We start from the raw sequence: 17,811 nt of genomic DNA on the forward strand, positions 1-17,811 counted from the left end.
TTGCGAGTTGAAAAAGTCTAATGATTCTATGAATACACCTAACTTTTTCAACTAACTACAAATGTGTTGCACTTGGGATTTGAATCTGCGTTTAAAAAAATGATTTATGAAAGAACTCTAAAGTTGAGGATTTTTTCCTGCCTAGATAATGCTTGTGCTTTGATAGAAGAATAAAAAGCCCAATCCTGAGATTGAGCTTTTCAATTGATAGATAAGTATGTATTTCTTTAAACTGTTTCAGGCTCACCAAACAGATCACGGAAAGCATGATCAGGGCGTGGCTGCTTCATGAAGCTTTCACCGACCAGAAAGGCATGAATATCCTGTTCCTGCATCATCGCAACATCTGCAGGAGTGGCAATACCACTTTCAGTCACCAGCAGGCGTGAAGGGTCTAGTAATTTTTTCAAACGAATAGACGTGTTTAAATCCACATCAAAGGTTTTCAAATTACGATTATTCACGCCAAGCAGACAACGATCAGAAAGTTTTAAAGCACGTGATAATTCTTCTTCATCATGTACTTCAACCAAAACATCCAGATTGTGCTCGAAAGCAGTCTTGGACATTTCTTCCAGTTGCTGATCGGATAAAGATGCCACAATTAAAAGAATGCAGTCCGCATGCAGGGCACGCGCTTCAATCACACCATAAGGATCAATCAGAAAGTCTTTACGTAGCGCAGGCAGTTCACAATGGGTACGGGCAATCTGAATGTTTTCATCTGCACCCTGAAAAAAGTCCACATCAGTCAGCACGGATAAACAGGCTGCACCTGCATCCTGATACTGTGCTGCAATTTCCGCAGGGTTAAAATTCTCACGAATAATCCCCTTAGATGGTGAAGCTTTTTTAATCTCGGCAATCACACCGGGACGTTTCGAAACTAAGGACTGGGCAAAACCACGTACCGGTGATGCGCCTTGTGCCAGCTCTTCCAGATCTTTATAGCTTTTCTGCTTTAAACGCAGGGCAAATTCTTCTTTTTTACGGTCAACAATCTTGCCTAAAATTGTATTTGCGATATCCACCATAATCAAAATTCCTGACCGAATTAAGCTTCGTAATGTTTAATGGTTTTGGTAAATTCAGACAGTACACTCATTTTCTCAAGTGCCTGACCGCCATAGATAATGTCATGTGCCAGCGCAACACCTTGCTTATAGCTGCTGGTCAAACCGGAGACATAAATACCTGCGCCGGCATTCAGCGCGATCATATTGGCGGCTTTATCGCCGATGTCTGATTTTTTCTTGCCCAGTGCATCTTTGATTAAAGCCAGACTTTGCGCAGAATCTTCTACAATCAGTCCGGTCAGAGTTTGCGATTCAATATCGACCGATTCAGGAATAATGTCCCATTCGGTGACTTCGCCATTTTTCAGTTCAGCAACATGAGTTGAAGAGGCTATACTGATTTCATCCAGACCATCACGTGAATGTACTACCATCACATGTTCAGCACCGAGCTGTTTCATAACTTCGGCAATTGGACGGCAGAGTTCATTGGAAAATACGCCAATGACCAGACGTTGTACGCCAGCCGGATTGGTTAAAGGACCGAGCAGGTTGAAAATACTGCGAATCCCCAATTCTTTACGTGGGCCGATTGCATATTTCATGGCTTGATGATGATTCGGTGCAAACAGGAAGCCGACACCGACATCACGGATACAGCGTTCAGTCTGCTGCATATTCAGGTCCAGATTAATCCCGGCCTGTTCCAGCAAATCTGACGAACCTGATTTGGTCGAAACGCCGCGGTTACCATGTTTGGCTATAGTTGCACCGGCTGCTGCGATCACGAATGCAGAGGCAGTAGAAACGTTAAACAGGTTTTGACCGTCACCGCCTGTGCCGACGATATCGACCAGATAAGGAATGTCACTGACATCAATTTTAGTGGCAAGTTCACGCATGACACGTGCAGCTGCGGTAATCTCATCAATGCTTTCGCCTTTAAGACGTAAGCCCATCAGCAGGGCACCAATCTGGGCATCGGTCGCTTCACCTGACATGATGGCACGCATCACGTCTTGCATTTGATCCTGAGTCAGGTGAATGTTTTTAGTAATATTGCTTAAAGCTTGTTGAATATTCATAAGGTGTTCTTAGGCATAAATTTCGAGAAAGTTTTTAAAGATTTGATGACCATGCTGGCTCAGAATCGATTCGGGATGGAACTGCACGCCTTCGACCGGCAATGTCTTATGTTTCACACCCATAATTTCTTCCATAGAGCCGTCAGCTTCATTGGTCCAGCAGGTCACTTCCAGACATTCGGGCAAGGTGGCTTGATCAATCACCAGTGAATGATAGCGCGTTGCAGGAAATGGAGAAGGAAGATTGCTGAAAATCCCGGTATCACTGTGGTACATATCAGACAGACGGCCATGCATGACACGTTTGGCACGCACGATATCACCGCCAAATGCCTGCCCAATACTTTGATGACCAAGACAAACGCCCAGTAAAGGAATTTTGCCAGCAAAATGCTGAATGGCAGGAATAGAAATTCCTGCCTCACTTGGCGAGCACGGGCCGGGGCCAATCACTAAATACTTAGGTTGCCATCGCTCTATATCTTCCAATGTCACGGCATCATTACGGACTACTTTTACTTCTTGATTCAGTTCGCCAAAATATTGGACGATGTTATAAGTAAAGGAGTCATAGTTGTCGATCATTAAAAGCATGAGCTTAACCTATTGAAATTAATGCACTTAACTGTGCTAATGTTGTCCAGATCGTACTTTATTTATACGTGTTGCAAGCACTTGCCTGACACAACTAAATCATTGATTTCATTGTGTGAAAATAAAGCACGCTTCATCATAGCAAAAAATAGCTGCATTCGGCGCAACAATTTCGTTCAATTTATTGGCTTTGAAAACCTGTAGAAAATTAAATAAAATTTTTATAATGATTTAAAGTAATAGGCTTACTCATAGAAAGTTTTAAATGAGTATTTTTTAGAGTAAAACTTAAAAATGAAAAAATGAGAGCAAAAAGAGATTAAAGGTATGGTGAAAAAAACATCACTTGAATGATTAAGCTTTATATAAAATTTTCTATTGAAAGTAGATTTAAAGAAAATGCCTCAAAATAGGCATACATTCCTAAATGAATCGCAAAATTTTCTTTACTGACATTCACTAAAAAACACTCAATTTTTAGCTAAAAACAAATAAAAACTTAACAAAAGTAAGAAAAAGCAGCATATTCGCTATAAAAAGCTATGTTTCTCATACATCTTAATGGATGTGTGCACTATTTAGGTGCGCTAAAAAATAAAGCTGAAATAAAATAAATGAAGAATGCTTGAATATAGTGCATTTAGTTTTGCAGCTAGTATAATAGCCGCAAAGTATTTTTGTCACTTCATGATTTCTTATAAAGATTTCAAGATTTTATCTATACTTTTAAAAGTTGGTACGGTAATTGCTTAATAACTATCAACTGCTAACACGCACTTCACGGGTGCAACAAAAACATCGGAGCAAAATGAGCATGGCGAACAAGGTCCTTCAACTCATACAAGAAAGTGGCGCAAAATGGGTCGATTTTCGCTTTACTGATACCAAGGGTAAAGAGCAACACGTCACTTACCCAGCAGACAGTATTGATGAAGATACATTTGAAGACGGCAAAATGTTTGACGGTTCTTCAATTGCAGGTTGGAAAGGCATCGAAGCATCGGACATGATTTTACGTCCGGATGCGGCAACAGGTTTTATCGACCCGTTCTTTGCAGAGCCAACAGTTGTTGTAACTTGTGACGTAATCGAGCCATCAACTGGTCAAGGTTATGATCGTGACCCACGTTCGATTGCGCGCCGTGCAGAAGAATATTTGAAATCTACCGGTATCGGTGACACTGCATTCTTTGGTCCAGAACCAGAATTCTTCGTATTTGACGAAGTAAAATGGGAAATCGACATGTCTGGCGCGCGCCATACATTGATCGCTGAAGAAGCTGCTTGGTCAACTAACAAAGACTACGAAGGCGGTAACTCTGGTCACCGTCCACGCGTAAAAGGCGGTTACTTCCCAGTTCCTCCTGTAGATTCTTCACATGACATGCGTGCAGACATGTGTGCGCGTATCGAAGACATCATGGGTCCAGGTCGTGTAGAAGTACATCACCACGAAGTTGCTTCTTGCCAGTTAGAAATTGGTGTGAGCTTCAACACTATGGTGCGTAAAGCAGACGAAGTTCAACAGTTCAAATATGCGGTTTGGAACGTTGCGCATCAATATGCAAAAACAGCAACCTTTATGCCTAAACCAATGGTTGGCGATAATGGTTCTGGTATGCACGTGCATATGTCGATCTCTAAAGACGGCAAAAACCTGTTTGCAGGTGATGAATATGCAGGCCTTTCAGAAATGGCGTTGTACTTCATCGGTGGTGTAATTAAACATGCTCGTTCTTTAAATGCGATTACTAACCCTTCTACAAACTCGTACAAGCGTTTGGTTCCACATTTCGAAGCACCGATTATGCTTGCTTACTCAGCGCGTAACCGTTCTGCATCTATCCGTATTCCTTACGTGTCTAGCCCGAAAGGCAAGCGTATTGAAGCACGTTTCCCAGATCCAATGATGAACCCGTACCTAGGTTTCGCGGCATTATTGATGGCAGGTCTTGACGGTATCCAAAACAAGATCCACCCGGGTGAAGCTGCTGACAAGAACTTGTACGATCTTCCACCGGAAGAAGAAGCGAAAATCCCTACAGTGGCGCATAGCCTGGATATGGCGCTTGAAGCACTTCAAGCGGATCATGATTACCTGTTAAAAGGTGGCGTGTTCACGAAAGAAATGCTTGATGCCTACATCGAGCTTAAAACTGAAGAAGTTCGTCGTCTTAACACGACTACTCACCCAGTTGAATTTGATATGTACTACAGCTTGTAATTCATCACGAATTAAAGCAAAGAAAACCCGCGCATGTCGCGGGTTTTTTTGTATCATCTATTTATAATTTTAAATGATTGATGGGCTTAAATGGCACAACGTAAAAAGCAGACCAGCTTTTATCCATGGATTGATCCAAAAGATCATGACAAAGGTTTTAAGTTGAACTTCTCTGAAGTGACTTATCTTGAAGTGGGGCGGACTCCCGAGGGTTATAAGCAGGCTCAATTTGTGGCGCTGAAAAATCCTGAAATGGCGCTGGATTATGCTTATCCAGAATCATTTTATTTGAGTACTGAAGGTTTTATTTTAATTAAAACCCCACAAGGCAAATATGAAATCATTGCAAAAACAGATAACTGTTAACAATGAATAGTCGTTCTAGAAATCAAAATCAGCGTGTGTTGCTGTCAACTCTGCCTGTTGAGTTAAAACCGTGGCTGTATGCATCGGGTTCACTCACGCAACAACTGACCGATTTGGCGCAAGGACAATTCCATGTCGAGCCAATTCAAGAGCATTTTCAGCGTTTAGGCTTTGCCAATGCCAAATGGATGCAGATGTCACATCAGCATACTTCCTGGGTGCGTGAAAGTTATCTCTACGGCTCGGAACAGTCTCCTTGGGTGAAAGCCAGAAGCATCTTTCCGATTTTAAGCCTGCAAAAAAAAGCCCGAATTTTTCAGCATATTGGCACCAAACCGATTGGCTGGTTTCTGTTTCAGCGCACTAATCCACTGTGCCAGCGCCGGGTGGTACTTTTAGATGAGGGCTGGACCCGTCAGAGCTGCTATACTTGGCACGGCTGTAAATTTATCGTACAAGAAACATTTTTACCGGCATTTGAACACTTTATACAAAATTCACGGGCTTGATTTTTATGGCAACCGCACAAGCAATCACCTGGCGTGAGCGTCTTAGCGCCTATTATTATCTTTGTCGTTTTGATAAACCGATTGGGACTGAACTGGTTTTTTGGCCTACCATGTGGGCGCTGTGGATTGCAGCTCAGGGCATGCCACGTATTGAAATTTTAATTCCCATGATTTTGGGTGTGATTTTTATGCGGGCGGCAGGCTGTGCTATTAATGATTTTGCTGACCGTAAAGTCGATGCACATGTGGAGCGTACTAAAAACCGTCCGCTAGCGACTGGGATTATCAGTGCCAAAGAAGCTGTGATGGTATTTCTGGTTTTGGTGTCTGCCAGTGCCTGCCTACTATTTTTTCTGCCAATCGAAACTTTTTACTGGTCATTTGGGGCTTTATTTTTAGCGTTTATTTATCCTTTTATGAAGCGCTATACCCATTTACCTCAAGTCTTTTTGGGTGCAGCATTTTCCTGGTCGATTCCGATGGCTTATACCGCAGTTGGACAAACGCCGGATTTAACCTGCTGGCTTCTATATTTTGGTAATCTGGCCTGGACCGTAGCCTATGATACCCAATATGCAATTGCAGATCGTGAATACGATTTAAAGATTGGGGTGAAATCAACCGCGATCTTATTTGGTCGGCATGATATTCAGATCATTAGCGCTTTGCAGGCTAGTAGTATTTTATTGATAGGTGCTGCATTGTGGCTAGAAAATTTATTGCTTCCATTTGGTCTGGCTGCACTCATTGTTGTGGCTATTGATTTTATTTACCAATGGTACAAAACACGTGATCGAGATCCTCAATGGTGTTTTTGGGCATTTCGTCACAATCGCTGGGTTGGCTTGTTAATTTTTTGCGGTATTTTTATGGCTTTGGTCGTTTAAAGATATTTATCTTAAAAGTTAAGTTGGCATAAAGCATCCTATTCGGGTGCTTTTTTTTATGCCTTAATGGAGCTTGCATGTAGTTTCATGCTTAAAAATAATGATTAAAAAGGATATCTTATGAAATTTACAAAAATAGCAGTTGCATTGGCAGTTTCTGTTTCCATGCTGTCGTTAACAGCTTGTAATGATGATAATGACTCATCTATTTTGACTCAGAAACCAACATTTATCTCAGAAGCTAATTATGCTTTGGATAGTGTCGATAGTAGCTCATCGATCAAGGTGATGACCTATAACATGACCAATGTACAGGGGAAAACAGCAGAAGCAACGGCTTTGGTATTGTTTCCTGATGCGCCGCAGCCTAAAGATGGCTATCGAATTGTAGTTTGGGAACATGGGACTGTGGGTGCTGGGGATGAGTGTGCGCCGAGTAAGAATGTTATTCACCCTCGTTTTAAAATATTAGCCAATAGTTTATTAGCAGCAGGTTATGTCATTGTTGCACCTGACTACGAGGGGCTAGGTACAAAAGGTGTACATCCTTATCTAAATTTATCTAGTGCAGCACAATCAGCAATTTTTGCTGTTAAGGCAGCGAAAGCTCATTATGGTACAAAGCTGAATGGTGAATGGATGTCGATTGGTCAATCACAAGGTGGACATGCATCATTAGGCACTGCAGAATTTGCCAATACAGATACCAGTTATAAGGGAGCAGTTGCAGGTGCACCAGCCTCAAGTTTAGGTCAAATTATTCAAATTTATCTTGATCCGAATTTAAATGTTGATACGAATGGTCAGCCTAACGCGCAAGGACTGAATCGATTGGATGAGCAGTTGATGCAAGTGCGTTATGCAGTAAGTATGGGACAGCTAACGGGTGCGCAAGGGCAAATGCTTATCAGTCAAATTGCAGATGGATATGCAGAGCTTTTAGCTTATGCGGCATTAACCAGTTCAGGTATTAAGGCGTATGAACCCAATTATGATTTGAAAAATATCTTTACTGCAGATGCGGGCGTGATTGCAGAGCAAGCCTATGGTCGTACTGGTGATGAAGGGGCGTGTTTAAGTTATTCAGACCCGAACAGTGCGAATGGTCTACAAGAACAGTTTAAAGCTGGGATACTTGAATTCTTAAAAGATTCAAATCATATGATTTCTCAGTATGGAATTAATTTAAATAAAATCCAAACAGATCCAGTGGTTCAGAAATTCTTGCTTGATAATCAGCCTGCAACTAACGCAACTGCGGCTAAAGTGATTAAAACACCAGTTTATATTATTCAGGGTGCAGATGATCAGGCTGTATTGCCACCTGTTACTCAAGCATTGGTTGCTAATATGAAATTACAGGCAACCAAATATTTCCCACAAGCCGACTATTCAAGTAAATATGAGTTGGATGTTGTACCAAATGCGAGTCATACGCAAGCGATAGTGTGTAGAAATGAAAAAGCTGTCGATTTTATTCAAGCACACATGCCTGCAGGAACTGGCATCGTACTAACTAGTGCGCAGAAAGATGCAAGTACTAGTCCGCATTGTACAGGCACTGCAGCAACCAATTAATTTATGTTGATTCAAAAAAAGGAGCTAGTCTCCTTTTTTTATGTAAATTTTGGGCTTAACAAAAGCCTGTGAATACAAGACTTGAGCTATGACTTTATTTTGTTATATTGGGCAGTGTAATTAAATGACGAAATTAAAGCAGGTTTGTTATGTCCGAGCAGCCACAGCCCCGCAGTATAAAAAAGCTATTGATCTTCGGTACGCTTGCACTTTGTATTCCGGTATTTTTAATTAGTATGGCATTTCTTGCAGTGAATAGTGATGCTAAAAATCAGGAAAAATACAAGCAGCAGCAGGCAGATATGATTGCACGTATTGAAGCACGAGAAGCTGCGGAAAAGCTCAAAGCAGAGCAGGATGCTAAGGCAAATTCAATACAAGCTGCGTCTGAAAGTAGTGCAACAGCACCTTAATCTATCTAAAATCCCTTTGCACTTGTCTAATACTGCAAATGTCTGTGTAGTAGATAGTTGCATCGTTTGTCGAAAACTATCTCACTTGATTGTAGATATTCGATATTTCTTGATGAAGTAATTTGCGCTTTTCAACAGAAAAATATAGCCACCCATCATCCGATCGGTGGCTATATTTAAATCATCTTAAAGCAATTCTTTACGCAATTGCTCAGGAGATTTAATTGAAAGTAGGGCAGGTGCTACATCTAATGCTGTTTTGGCACCATATTGCTGGGTTTGATTCAGACGGTAGCAGGCACGGGCATAAGCCACTAACACACTTGCGGTAAACTCAGGATTGCTATTCAGCTTTAAAGAAAACTCAATCACCTGTTTTTGTGCATCACTGGTATTACCACTACGGATGACAAAACCGCCATGTGGCATATCCTGATGATCTTTCAGTAAAGTTTCCTCACTGATAAAATTCACGGTCGTATTATAATCCGCAAAATAATCAGGCATGCTGATGATGGTTTGTTCAACTGTTGCCGCATCAGCCCCTTGTTCCAAGACCACATAACAGTCACGATGATGTTTGTCTTTGGTGCTTAACTCAGGTCGTACGCCACTGCGAACTTGTTCAATGGCATCAGTGGATGGAATGGTGTATTGCACACCAGCTTTAACCCCTGCTACTCGGCGGATCGCATCCGAATGGCCTTGGCTTAAGCCTTTACCCCAAAAAGTATAAGTTTCGCCATCTGGTAATAACGCTTCACCAAATAAACGGTTAATCGAGAACATGCCAGGATCCCAGCCAATAGAAATCATGGCTGTTTTTTTGTTAGCAAAGGCAGGTGCATCGACTGCAGCATAGTATTCCGGAATACGTGCATGCGTATCAAAGCTATCTACAGTATTGAATTTACTTGCAAAGATAGGCGCCTGTTGTGGCAAGTCATCTTTAGAGCCGCCACAAAGAATCAGTACATCAATTTTGTCGCTAAACTCATTTAATAGTGCATCCATGCTATACACTTGAGTTTCTGCAAAGCAAGGAGAGATGCTGCTTGGTGAGCGGCGAGTAAAAATACCGACAAGCTGCATATCAGGATTTTTTTGGATGGCAGTTTCAACACCGCGGCCAAGATTACCGTAACCTGCGATACCAATACGAATAAAATTTTGCATAAATAAACGATCACTGAATAAAAAAACAACGCCAAAAATAAGCAAGGTGATGATGGCTAGAAATGAAATAAGCCAATCAGGTCATCTGACTTATATTTTATTTTCGAAAGGATTATAGAGCGATAACTTAAACTTTATCACCCTAATCCTGCAGAAAGGCAGGTTTAACTGAGAATGCTTGTGATGAGACGCTAAATTGGACGAGGATAGGTTAGTTTTGAAGCATGAAAAGCTGCCGAGAAATTAAAAGCGGAGCAGGAGGCTTTGATTAATCCAATTCAAGCTGCAGCGAGAAATATCGAAATTGCCGCTTAACTTATCTTAAATCCCTTTGCAGTTGTCTGATAGTCGGAATCTGGGTGTATCGAATCACGGTATAGCCAGCTGCAATCAGCATGGCATCGCGTTCAGCATCTTCCTGTTCTTTGCCAATATGACTGGGATCATCCAGTTCAACGATCGCCACTACATTATATTCACGATCAAGTACCACGAAGTCTGTGACTTTGCGATTAAATTGATTGCGCATTTTCATCTGATCGTGCGTGATCAAAGCGCTAAACGCGACTTGTGCCAGAATGTGATGATGAGGAAAGGCATCTTTCAGACGTGTAAACATCCTGCTTTCAAAAGCAGTAATGACGCGCTTCGGATAGAATTTCTTTTGACGGGTGAAGAGATGTGGGAAGAGCAGGCAAACTAATGCAAATGTTGCCAGGCAGCCAATCACAAAAAATATAAACTGACTCAAATTAAACACAGATCACAAAAGGGAAGAATAAAAAAACCCACTTCGCAATGAGTGGGTTTCTTCAGAATCTTGGCTCTCCCACCTGGGCTCGAACCAGGGACCTGCGGATTAACAGTCCGTCGCTCTACCGACTGAGCTATGGGAGAATAGATTGGCTCTCCAACCTGGGCTCGAACCAGGGACCTGCGGATTAACAGTCCGTCGCTCTACCGACTGAGCTATTGGAGAATCTGACAGCGATTATAGAGAGATTTGAAAAGGGGTCAAGGCACTTTTAGAAAAAAGCTGCAGAAATTGAATCAAGTGTTTTAAAAATAGTCGAAAAGGTTTGTAGTTCAAACTGTTATGTTTATGTAAACCGGTTCTAATAACAAAATCGCGATCATCCTGAATTTTGATAAGTGATCTGGATCATAAGAAATGAGCGGTTGATCGTGCATATAAATCAATATGATCTCAATTTTAAAAACACAGGTATAAAAAAACCCACTTCGCAATGAGTGGGTTTTTTAGAATCTTGGCTCTTCCACCTGGGCTCGAACCAGGGACCTGCGGATTAACAGTCCGTCGCTCTACCGACTGAGCTATGGAAGAATAGATGGCTCTCCAACCTGGGCTCGAACCAGGGACCTGCGGATTAACAGTCCGTCGCTCTACCGACTGAGCTATTGGAGAATCTGATCGGCATTTTAGGGATGAATAACCAGGTCGTCAATCAATTAATGTAAAGAAATGAATTGTTTGCTTCATAAATATTCATTTAGAGCCTAAAAATAAAAAAATCACCCGAAATGGGTGATTTTTTTAGCAAAGAAATAAAAAATTATTTCTCAACACCTGCAGGCTGACCTGCATATTTCGCATTTGCATAATCCCAGTTTACTAGGCTTTCTAGGAAAGTAGAGATGTACTTAGGACGAGCATTACGGAAATCGATGTAGTAAGCGTGTTCCCAAACGTCAATCGTCAACACTGCAATTTTACCGTGCGCCATTGGCGTATCAGCATTTGAAGTTTTCATGATAGAAAGCTGACCGTTTACTTCGTCAGCCACTAACCAAGCCCAACCTGAACCAAACTGAGTAGTTGCAGCAGCAGCAAATTCTTCAGCAAATTTTTCATAAGAACCGAAAGCTTCGTCAATTTTTGCAGCCAAAGTACCAGTTGCTTTACCGCCACCGTTTTTAGCCATACAGTTCCAGTAGAACGTGTGGTTCCAAACTTGAGCCGCGTTATTGAAAACACCCGCTTTAGAAGCATCACCAGCAGTTGCTGTAATAATTTCTTCTAGAGTTTTGCCTTCAAGCTCAGTACCAGCGATCAGGTTATTCAGGTTAACCACATACGTATTGTGGTGTTTGTCGTGATGGTATTCTAAAGTTTCTTTGCTGATGTGTGGAGCAAGATCTTCGTAGCCATAAGGTAATGCTGGTAAAGTAATGGTTGTCATGTTTTCAATTCCTTGCATTTTGCTGGGTTTTAACAATAAGTGGCTTTATTGTAATAGATAATCGGGCAGAAATGGGCATCGTGTATAAATAACAATACAGAATAAAGCCTGAAAATATATGAATAAAGCCACTGATCATAACCGTCAGTCGAATTAAATCGGATTGTTTAATTCGAAATAATCATACTCAATATTAAACTGTTCTGAAATAGCCTTGGCCAAGCGTTGCACACCGTATTTTTCAGTCGCATGATGGCCACAGGCATAATAATGGACATTCAGTTCCTGAGCTTCATAAAAGGTGCGTTCGCTCACTTCACCTGAAATATAGGCATCACAATCTTGTAGTGCCGCTTTTTGAATATAATCCTGCGCACCACCGGTACAGAAACCGACTTTATGGATTTGAGTTTTTTCAGCAGGAAGATGAATCGCATCAAAGCCCAGCTTTTCTGAAACATAATTTTTAAAATCTTCCGGACTCATTGGCTGTTTTAAATAGCCAATATTGCCAATCGGACGTTTTTCACTCGGATCCAGCTGTTCGATATTTTCGAGTTCTAATAAATCCGCAATGGCAGCATTATTTCCCAGAGTTGGATGACTGTCTAAAGGTAGGTGATAGCCAACCAGTGAAATATCATTTTGAATCAGGGTTTTAATGCGTTTACCACGCATTCCCGTAATTGGGTAGGCTTCTCCTTTCCAGAAATAGCCATGATGAACCAGCAATAAATCTGCGCCTTGCTCAATTGCAGCTTCAATGGCACTCTGGGAAGCAGTCACAGCACAGAGGATTTTATTCACCTCGGATTTGCCTTCAATCTGCAAGCCATTCGGTGCATAGTCCTTAAATTCACGTGCTGCCAAAGTTTGGTCACACCATTGAATAATATCGTTCAAATTCGCCATAAAATTCCTGTAAGTTTAAAAACTTGCCCATATTTATCTATAGGTCTAATTGTAACTAAAGCTGCACAAATCTCTGTGGAATTTTTTGTGTTTAGTTATGTATTTCGCATTACAATAGGACACAAATTACTTAGTCATCAACGAATTAAAATATTTTAGAGGATAGCAACGTGCGCCGCACCTTTACATGGTTACCCTGGGTGTTACTGATTTTAGTCATTATCGGTTTTTTGGGGTGGCAACAACTACAAAAACCAAAGGCACCAGTTGCGCCAGATGGTGTCAAAATGCCTGCTGAAAAAGTAGAGCCGTTGATTGATACGTCGCGCTCAGGAGGCGTGGTCTCCTATAGTGCTGCTGTAAAAGTGGCAGCACCCGCTGTCGTGAATATTTTTACTACCCAAAAAGTCAAGCAACAGGCGCATCCTTTACTGACCGATCCGGTATTTCGTGAATTCTTTGGCGATCAGTTGCCTGACCAGTATGGACAAAGCCCGAATGAAAACAGTTTAGGTTCGGGTGTAATTGTACGTCCAGACGGTTATATCCTGACCAATAACCACGTGATTGCACAGGCCGATCAGATTGTAGTGGCTTTGCAGGATGGACGTCGTGCTGAAGCCAAGGTGGTCGGAACTGATCCGGATACCGATCTGGCTGTGATCAAGATTGAACTGACGCAATTGCCAGTTTTGCCATTTAAACTCAGTGGCAACGAAGTCGGTGATGTGGTTCTGGCCATTGGTAATCCTTTTGGTGTTGGGCAAACCGTGACGCAGGGGATTATCTCGGCAACGGGCCGTTCAGACTTGGGTATTAATACCTATGAAGACTTTGTGCAGACTGATGCTGCAATTAACCCGGGTAACTCGGGTGGTGCGCTGATTGATGTCGCCGGTAATTTAATTGGTGTGAATACTGCAATCTTCTCGCAGTCTGGTGGTTCGCTGGGGATTGGTTTTGCCATTCCGGCCAAAATCTGTCAGCAGGTGATGAATGCCATTTTGAAAGATGGCCGTGTGGTTCGTGGCTGGTTAGGGATCAGCTTATTACCTGCAGAGCGTGATGATGTTCTGCAACCTAAAGAAAAAGGCGTAACTGTCGCAGAAGTGCTCCCAGATGGACCTGCTGCCAAAGCGGGAATCCAGCGTGGTGATAAAATTATGAAAGTAAATGAGGAAGAGATTAGTTCCGCCTCACATCTGATTAATTTTGTGGCTTTGCAAAAGCCAAACAGTACCATTCAGATTGAAATTGAGCGGGCAGGGAAAACCATGATGCTAGAAGTTGTGGTGACTGAACGTAAGGCACAAGACAGTGCTTCACAATATATTCCTCTACCAGGCCAGTAAGTTTGATCAAAAAAAATCCCTCATCATGAGGGATTTTTTTATGCAATTATTTCAGCTTGTTCTGATACAAAAGTGAAATATTAAGCGCTTTATAAATCATTTAGCTTAATGAAATAACATTAAAAGAGAAAATAAAAATGACTTTTATGACGGCAGATCAGGCCAAAATTTTATCCAATGTTGCTAACCTGGATATTGAAATGTACAAGCCCCGTCTGGCACAACTAATTGAAGATAATGCCAGACAAGGCAATACAGCGGTACTGACAGTTTTTCCTAAACATCTGCCTTTGGAAGATATTCGTGACTTGTCTGCGGAGTTAACAGATCTAGGCTATAACGTGCGCTTTGAGGTACAGGAATTTTATTACAGCTTTAATGTGTACTGGCTATAATTTTAACAATTGTTCAAAAATAGTCCTGTTCAGGCATGTATTTTGCTGCACTCATCTCATAGCGAAACTATGAGAATTTTATGTCTTTATTTATTCATCATGCAGCATGGGTTGATGCGCCTTATGTAGTACTTTCCTCCGGATTAGGCGGACATGCCAGTTTCTGGAATCCACAAATTGAGGCTTTGCAGCAATATTTTCATGTGGTGACTTATGATCAGGAAGGTTGCCATTCGGATTCTGAACTGTTGTCAATACCTTATTGCGTAGATCATATGGCCCGACAGATTCTGGATTTATTGATCAATCAGGATATCCGTGAATTTCATTTTATTGGTCATGCATTGGGTGGGCATATCGGCATGCAGCTTGCGACTTATCAGGTTGATAAAGCGTTTAAGTTATTCAGCCTGACTATGTTGAATGCCTGGGGAGAACTGGATTCACATACCCAAAAATGTTTTCAGGCACGAACTTCCTTATTAGTGAATAGCGGGGCAGAGGCATATGTGAGAGCACAGGCTTTATTTCTTTATCCGCCGCAGTGGATTTCAACCCATATTGATCAGTTAACCGAAGCAGAGAACAAGCAGCTTTTAGATTTTCCTCCAATTTCAAATGTTCTAGCACGCTTACAAGCCGTGCAGGCTTTTAAACTGAACACAGAGCATCAGCAAGCATTAAAAGATGTTCCTATACATCTAATTGCCAATCAGGATGATTTTCTGGTGCCTTATCAACGGTCACAGCAATTACAGCAATGCCTGCCGCATAGTCATCTCAGTTTACTCGCTACAGGTGCACATGCTTCCACCGTGACCGAGACAGATCAGGTGAATCAACTGATCCTTTCCTTCCTGATTTCCCCTTAGTTTGAAGATTTTTTTAAAGCCAGACCTCGTGTCTGGTTTTTTATTTTTTCTAATCAATCATTTTTGTAGCATCAGCATGGTTTTTACTTCGAATTGATGCATGAACTGCAAATGCAAAAATTGCTACGAGTGCACTTGAATGAAACAATATGTTCAAAATTGACTCATAGGTAAAAATGGTTATTTTACTAAAAATTCAAAAAATAAAATATTAAGTAATTGATAATTATAAATTAAATATAGTTGGCACACGCTTTGCAATGTTTATCTTGTAAATAAAAATCCCGAAGTGGAATCGGAATTTTGAATAAGTGTTAAAAATAATGAGGTGTGAAAATGAAAATAGGTGTCTTCTGTCCAATCGGAAATAATGGCTGGTTACTCTCTGAAAATGCACCGCAGTACATGCCGACTTTTGAGTTAAACAAACAAATCGTACAGCGCGCTGAGCACTATGGTTTCGATTTCGCACTTTCTATGATCAAGCTGCGTGGCTTTGGTGGCAAGACTGAATTCTGGGAACACAACCTGGAAACGTTTACCCTGATGGCAGGTCTTGCAGCGGTAACCAGCAAAATTAAAATTTTCGCAACTGCCGCAACTCTGGTGATGCCACCCGCAATTGTCGCGCGTATGGCATCAACAATTGATTCGATCTCAAATGGCCGTTTTGGTCTGAATGTCGTGACCGGCTGGCAGCCACCTGAATATACCCAAATGGGCATGTGGCCAGGTAATGACTATTTCGGCAAACGCTATGAATATCTGTCTGAGTATGTACAGATTCTTCGTGAACTTTGGGCAACCGGAAAATCCGACTTTAAAGGTGAGCATTTCCAGATGGAAGACTGCCGTGTTAGCCCGCGCCCGCAAGCCGATATGAAAATCATCTGTGCAGGTCAGTCGGATGCCGGTCTGGAATTTTCTGCGCAATATGCTGACTACAACTTCGTATTTGGTAAAGGACTAAATACGCCAACGGCTTATGCCGAAATCAATGACCGTTTGAAAGCAAAAACGGATGTGACGGGCCGTGATGTACAGACCTATGTACTGTTTATGGTGATTGCGGCAGAAACCGATGAAGAAGCTCAGGCTAAATGGCAACATTATAACGATGGTGCCGATATGGAAGCGATTAACTGGTTGATGAATCAGGGAGGGAAAGACACGACTTCCGGTACAGATACCAATATCCGTCAAATGGCGTCTAGTGTATCTCCTGTAAATATCAATATGGGGACTCTGGTAGGTTCTTATAAAAATGTGGCACGAATGTTGGATGAAATTGGCGAAATCAAGGGTACAGAAGGTGTACTACTGACTTTTGATGATTTCGTTCAGGGTGTAGAAGATTTCGGTCAAAAAATCCAGCCATTGATGAAATGTCGTGAGCATATTGTCATTGAAGATGCAGAACCTGTTCTGGAGAAAAGCGCATGAGTGAATCAGTGGTAACAGCCGGTTTTACTGAAAAACTCGGCACAGGAAAAATCCTTAAAGCTGAACCAGAAGCGATCTGTCTTGCACCAGAACAGACAGCTTTGATCGTGATTGATATGCAAAATGCCTATACCTCGCAGGGTGGCTATCTCGATCTGGCGGGCTTTGATGTCTCAAAGACCAAGCCGGTGGTTGAAAATATTAAAAAGGCAGTTGATGCAGCGCATGCAGCCGGTATTCAGGTGATTTATTTCAAAAATGGCTGGGATGCCGAATATAAGGAAGCGGGTGGTACGGATTCTCCGAATTTCCATAAATCGAATGCCTTAAAAACCATGCGTAAACGTCCTGAATTACAGGGTCAATTGTTAGCAAAAGGCGGTTGGGATTTTGAGCTGATTGATGAGTTAAAGCCACTGCCACAAGACCTGGTCATTGAAAAACCTCGCTATAGCGGTTTCTTTAATACCGCACTGGACAGCATGTTGCGTGTCCGTGGCATCCGTAACCTAGTTTTTGTTGGAATTGCCACCAATGTCTGCGTGGAGTCGACTCTACGTGATGGTTTCTTTCTGGAATATTTCGGCGTGGCGCTAGCGGATGCTTGCCACCAAGCCGGTCCAGTCGAAGCCCACGAAGCTAGCCTGTACAACATCAAGACCTTCTTTGGCTGGGTATCCGATACCGCAAATTTTGTCGATACCTTTCAAAAAGAAAGTGAATCACTAAAAGAAACAAAATTGGCTGAAAGTGCCTAAAGAATTAAAGATCAGGATTAAGGAAAAAAC

At 41.8% G+C, this 17,811-nt stretch carries 18 protein-coding genes and 4 tRNA genes; 11 read left to right on the forward strand and 11 right to left on the reverse strand.

Annotation, left to right across the window (positions count from 1 at the left end; all coding sequences use genetic code 11):
* Positions 1 to 227: 227 nt before the first annotated feature.
* Genes trpC through NI469_RS11780 form a run of 3 tightly spaced genes read right to left on the reverse strand, consistent with a single transcriptional unit; the run spans position 228 to position 2,695 of the window.
* Complete coding sequence (gene trpC, locus NI469_RS11770; protein ID WP_253175244.1) at positions 228 to 1,034, reverse strand: indole-3-glycerol phosphate synthase TrpC; 807 nt, start codon at positions 1,032 to 1,034, stop codon at positions 228 to 230.
* Positions 1,035 to 1,054: 20 nt separating this feature from the next.
* The gene (gene trpD, locus NI469_RS11775; protein ID WP_253175246.1) at positions 1,055 to 2,101 is read right to left on the reverse strand and encodes an anthranilate phosphoribosyltransferase; all 1,047 of its coding nucleotides are present in this window, start codon (positions 2,099 to 2,101) and stop codon (positions 1,055 to 1,057) included.
* 9 nt (positions 2,102 to 2,110) lie between these two features.
* Complete coding sequence (locus NI469_RS11780; protein ID WP_004646400.1) at positions 2,111 to 2,695, reverse strand: anthranilate synthase component II; 585 nt, start codon at positions 2,693 to 2,695, stop codon at positions 2,111 to 2,113.
* 808 nt (positions 2,696 to 3,503) lie between these two features.
* Between NI469_RS11780 and glnA the strand changes: the two genes are divergently transcribed.
* The 6 genes from glnA (at position 3,504) to NI469_RS11810 (ending at position 8,672) form a co-directional block, all read left to right on the forward strand.
* Positions 3,504 to 4,919 carry a type I glutamate--ammonia ligase gene (glnA, locus tag NI469_RS11785; protein ID WP_004279641.1) on the forward strand — a complete coding sequence of 472 codons (1,416 nt, stop codon included), beginning with the start codon at positions 3,504 to 3,506 and terminating at the stop codon, positions 4,917 to 4,919.
* Between the two features lie 90 nt (positions 4,920 to 5,009).
* The gene (locus tag NI469_RS11790) at positions 5,010 to 5,285 is read left to right on the forward strand and encodes a hypothetical protein (RefSeq protein ID WP_213687059.1); all 276 of its coding nucleotides are present in this window, start codon (positions 5,010 to 5,012) and stop codon (positions 5,283 to 5,285) included.
* A gap of 2 nt (positions 5,286 to 5,287) precedes the next feature.
* The gene (locus tag NI469_RS11795; RefSeq protein WP_219309770.1) at positions 5,288 to 5,794 is read left to right on the forward strand and encodes a chorismate--pyruvate lyase family protein; all 507 of its coding nucleotides are present in this window, start codon (positions 5,288 to 5,290) and stop codon (positions 5,792 to 5,794) included.
* Positions 5,795 to 5,799: 5 nt separating this feature from the next.
* Entirely contained in the window at positions 5,800 to 6,681 is an 882-nt protein-coding gene (gene ubiA / locus NI469_RS11800) for a 4-hydroxybenzoate octaprenyltransferase (RefSeq protein ID WP_219309768.1), read from the forward strand.
* Between the two features lie 120 nt (positions 6,682 to 6,801).
* The gene (locus tag NI469_RS11805; RefSeq protein WP_253175247.1) at positions 6,802 to 8,259 is read left to right on the forward strand and encodes an alpha/beta hydrolase; all 1,458 of its coding nucleotides are present in this window, start codon (positions 6,802 to 6,804) and stop codon (positions 8,257 to 8,259) included.
* Positions 8,260 to 8,408: 149 nt separating this feature from the next.
* Positions 8,409 to 8,672: a hypothetical protein gene (locus tag NI469_RS11810; RefSeq protein WP_253175248.1), complete on the forward strand. Its 264-nt coding sequence runs from the start codon at positions 8,409 to 8,411 to the stop codon at positions 8,670 to 8,672.
* Between the two features lie 186 nt (positions 8,673 to 8,858).
* Here the strand turns inward: NI469_RS11810 and NI469_RS11815 are convergent, their stop codons facing one another.
* The 8 genes from NI469_RS11815 to NI469_RS11850 form a co-directional block, all read right to left on the reverse strand.
* On the reverse strand, positions 8,859 to 9,848 hold the full coding sequence (locus NI469_RS11815; RefSeq protein ID WP_253175250.1) for a diaminopimelate dehydrogenase: 990 nt from the start codon (positions 9,846 to 9,848) through the stop codon (positions 8,859 to 8,861).
* Positions 9,849 to 10,164: 316 nt separating this feature from the next.
* Positions 10,165 to 10,608, reverse strand: a complete 444-nt coding sequence (locus NI469_RS11820) for a DUF2726 domain-containing protein (RefSeq protein WP_044112771.1) — start codon at positions 10,606 to 10,608, stop codon at positions 10,165 to 10,167.
* A 61-nt stretch (positions 10,609 to 10,669) separates the two neighbouring features.
* Positions 10,670 to 10,745: transfer RNA gene (locus NI469_RS11825), tRNA-Asn, on the reverse strand.
* Positions 10,746 to 10,751: 6 nt separating this feature from the next.
* Positions 10,752 to 10,827: transfer RNA gene (locus NI469_RS11830), tRNA-Asn, on the reverse strand.
* 290 nt (positions 10,828 to 11,117) lie between these two features.
* Positions 11,118 to 11,193: transfer RNA gene (locus NI469_RS11835), tRNA-Asn, on the reverse strand.
* Between the two features lie 5 nt (positions 11,194 to 11,198).
* Positions 11,199 to 11,274 (reverse strand) — tRNA-Asn (locus NI469_RS11840).
* Between the two features lie 148 nt (positions 11,275 to 11,422).
* On the reverse strand, positions 11,423 to 12,049 hold the full coding sequence (locus tag NI469_RS11845; protein WP_004646486.1) for a superoxide dismutase: 627 nt from the start codon (positions 12,047 to 12,049) through the stop codon (positions 11,423 to 11,425).
* Positions 12,050 to 12,202: 153 nt separating this feature from the next.
* On the reverse strand, positions 12,203 to 12,961 hold the full coding sequence (locus tag NI469_RS11850; RefSeq protein ID WP_253175257.1) for a Nif3-like dinuclear metal center hexameric protein: 759 nt from the start codon (positions 12,959 to 12,961) through the stop codon (positions 12,203 to 12,205).
* Between the two features lie 170 nt (positions 12,962 to 13,131).
* On the opposite strand from NI469_RS11850, the gene NI469_RS11855 reads away from it, so the two are divergent.
* From NI469_RS11855 to rutB, 5 genes are all read left to right on the forward strand, one after another.
* On the forward strand, positions 13,132 to 14,313 hold the full coding sequence (locus NI469_RS11855) for a S1C family serine protease (RefSeq protein ID WP_148334389.1): 1,182 nt from the start codon (positions 13,132 to 13,134) through the stop codon (positions 14,311 to 14,313).
* 137 nt (positions 14,314 to 14,450) lie between these two features.
* Positions 14,451 to 14,708 (forward strand): hypothetical protein, encoded by a 258-nt coding sequence (locus NI469_RS11860; RefSeq protein ID WP_180037828.1) that lies wholly within the window; start codon positions 14,451 to 14,453, stop codon positions 14,706 to 14,708.
* Between the two features lie 80 nt (positions 14,709 to 14,788).
* Positions 14,789 to 15,580 carry a pyrimidine utilization protein D gene (rutD, locus tag NI469_RS11865; protein ID WP_253175266.1) on the forward strand — a complete coding sequence of 264 codons (792 nt, stop codon included), beginning with the start codon at positions 14,789 to 14,791 and terminating at the stop codon, positions 15,578 to 15,580.
* A 336-nt stretch (positions 15,581 to 15,916) separates the two neighbouring features.
* On the forward strand, positions 15,917 to 17,023 hold the full coding sequence (gene rutA, locus NI469_RS11870) for a pyrimidine utilization protein A (protein WP_253175275.1): 1,107 nt from the start codon (positions 15,917 to 15,919) through the stop codon (positions 17,021 to 17,023).
* Positions 17,020 to 17,781: a pyrimidine utilization protein B gene (rutB, locus tag NI469_RS11875; protein ID WP_253175276.1), complete on the forward strand. Its 762-nt coding sequence runs from the start codon at positions 17,020 to 17,022 to the stop codon at positions 17,779 to 17,781. Before rutA ends, rutB begins: the two co-directional genes overlap by 4 nt.
* Positions 17,782 to 17,811 lie beyond the last annotated feature (30 nt).

It is taken from the genome of Acinetobacter lwoffii (genome assembly GCF_024129735.1).
Lineage (GTDB): Bacteria > Pseudomonadota > Gammaproteobacteria > Pseudomonadales > Moraxellaceae > Acinetobacter > Acinetobacter lwoffii_H.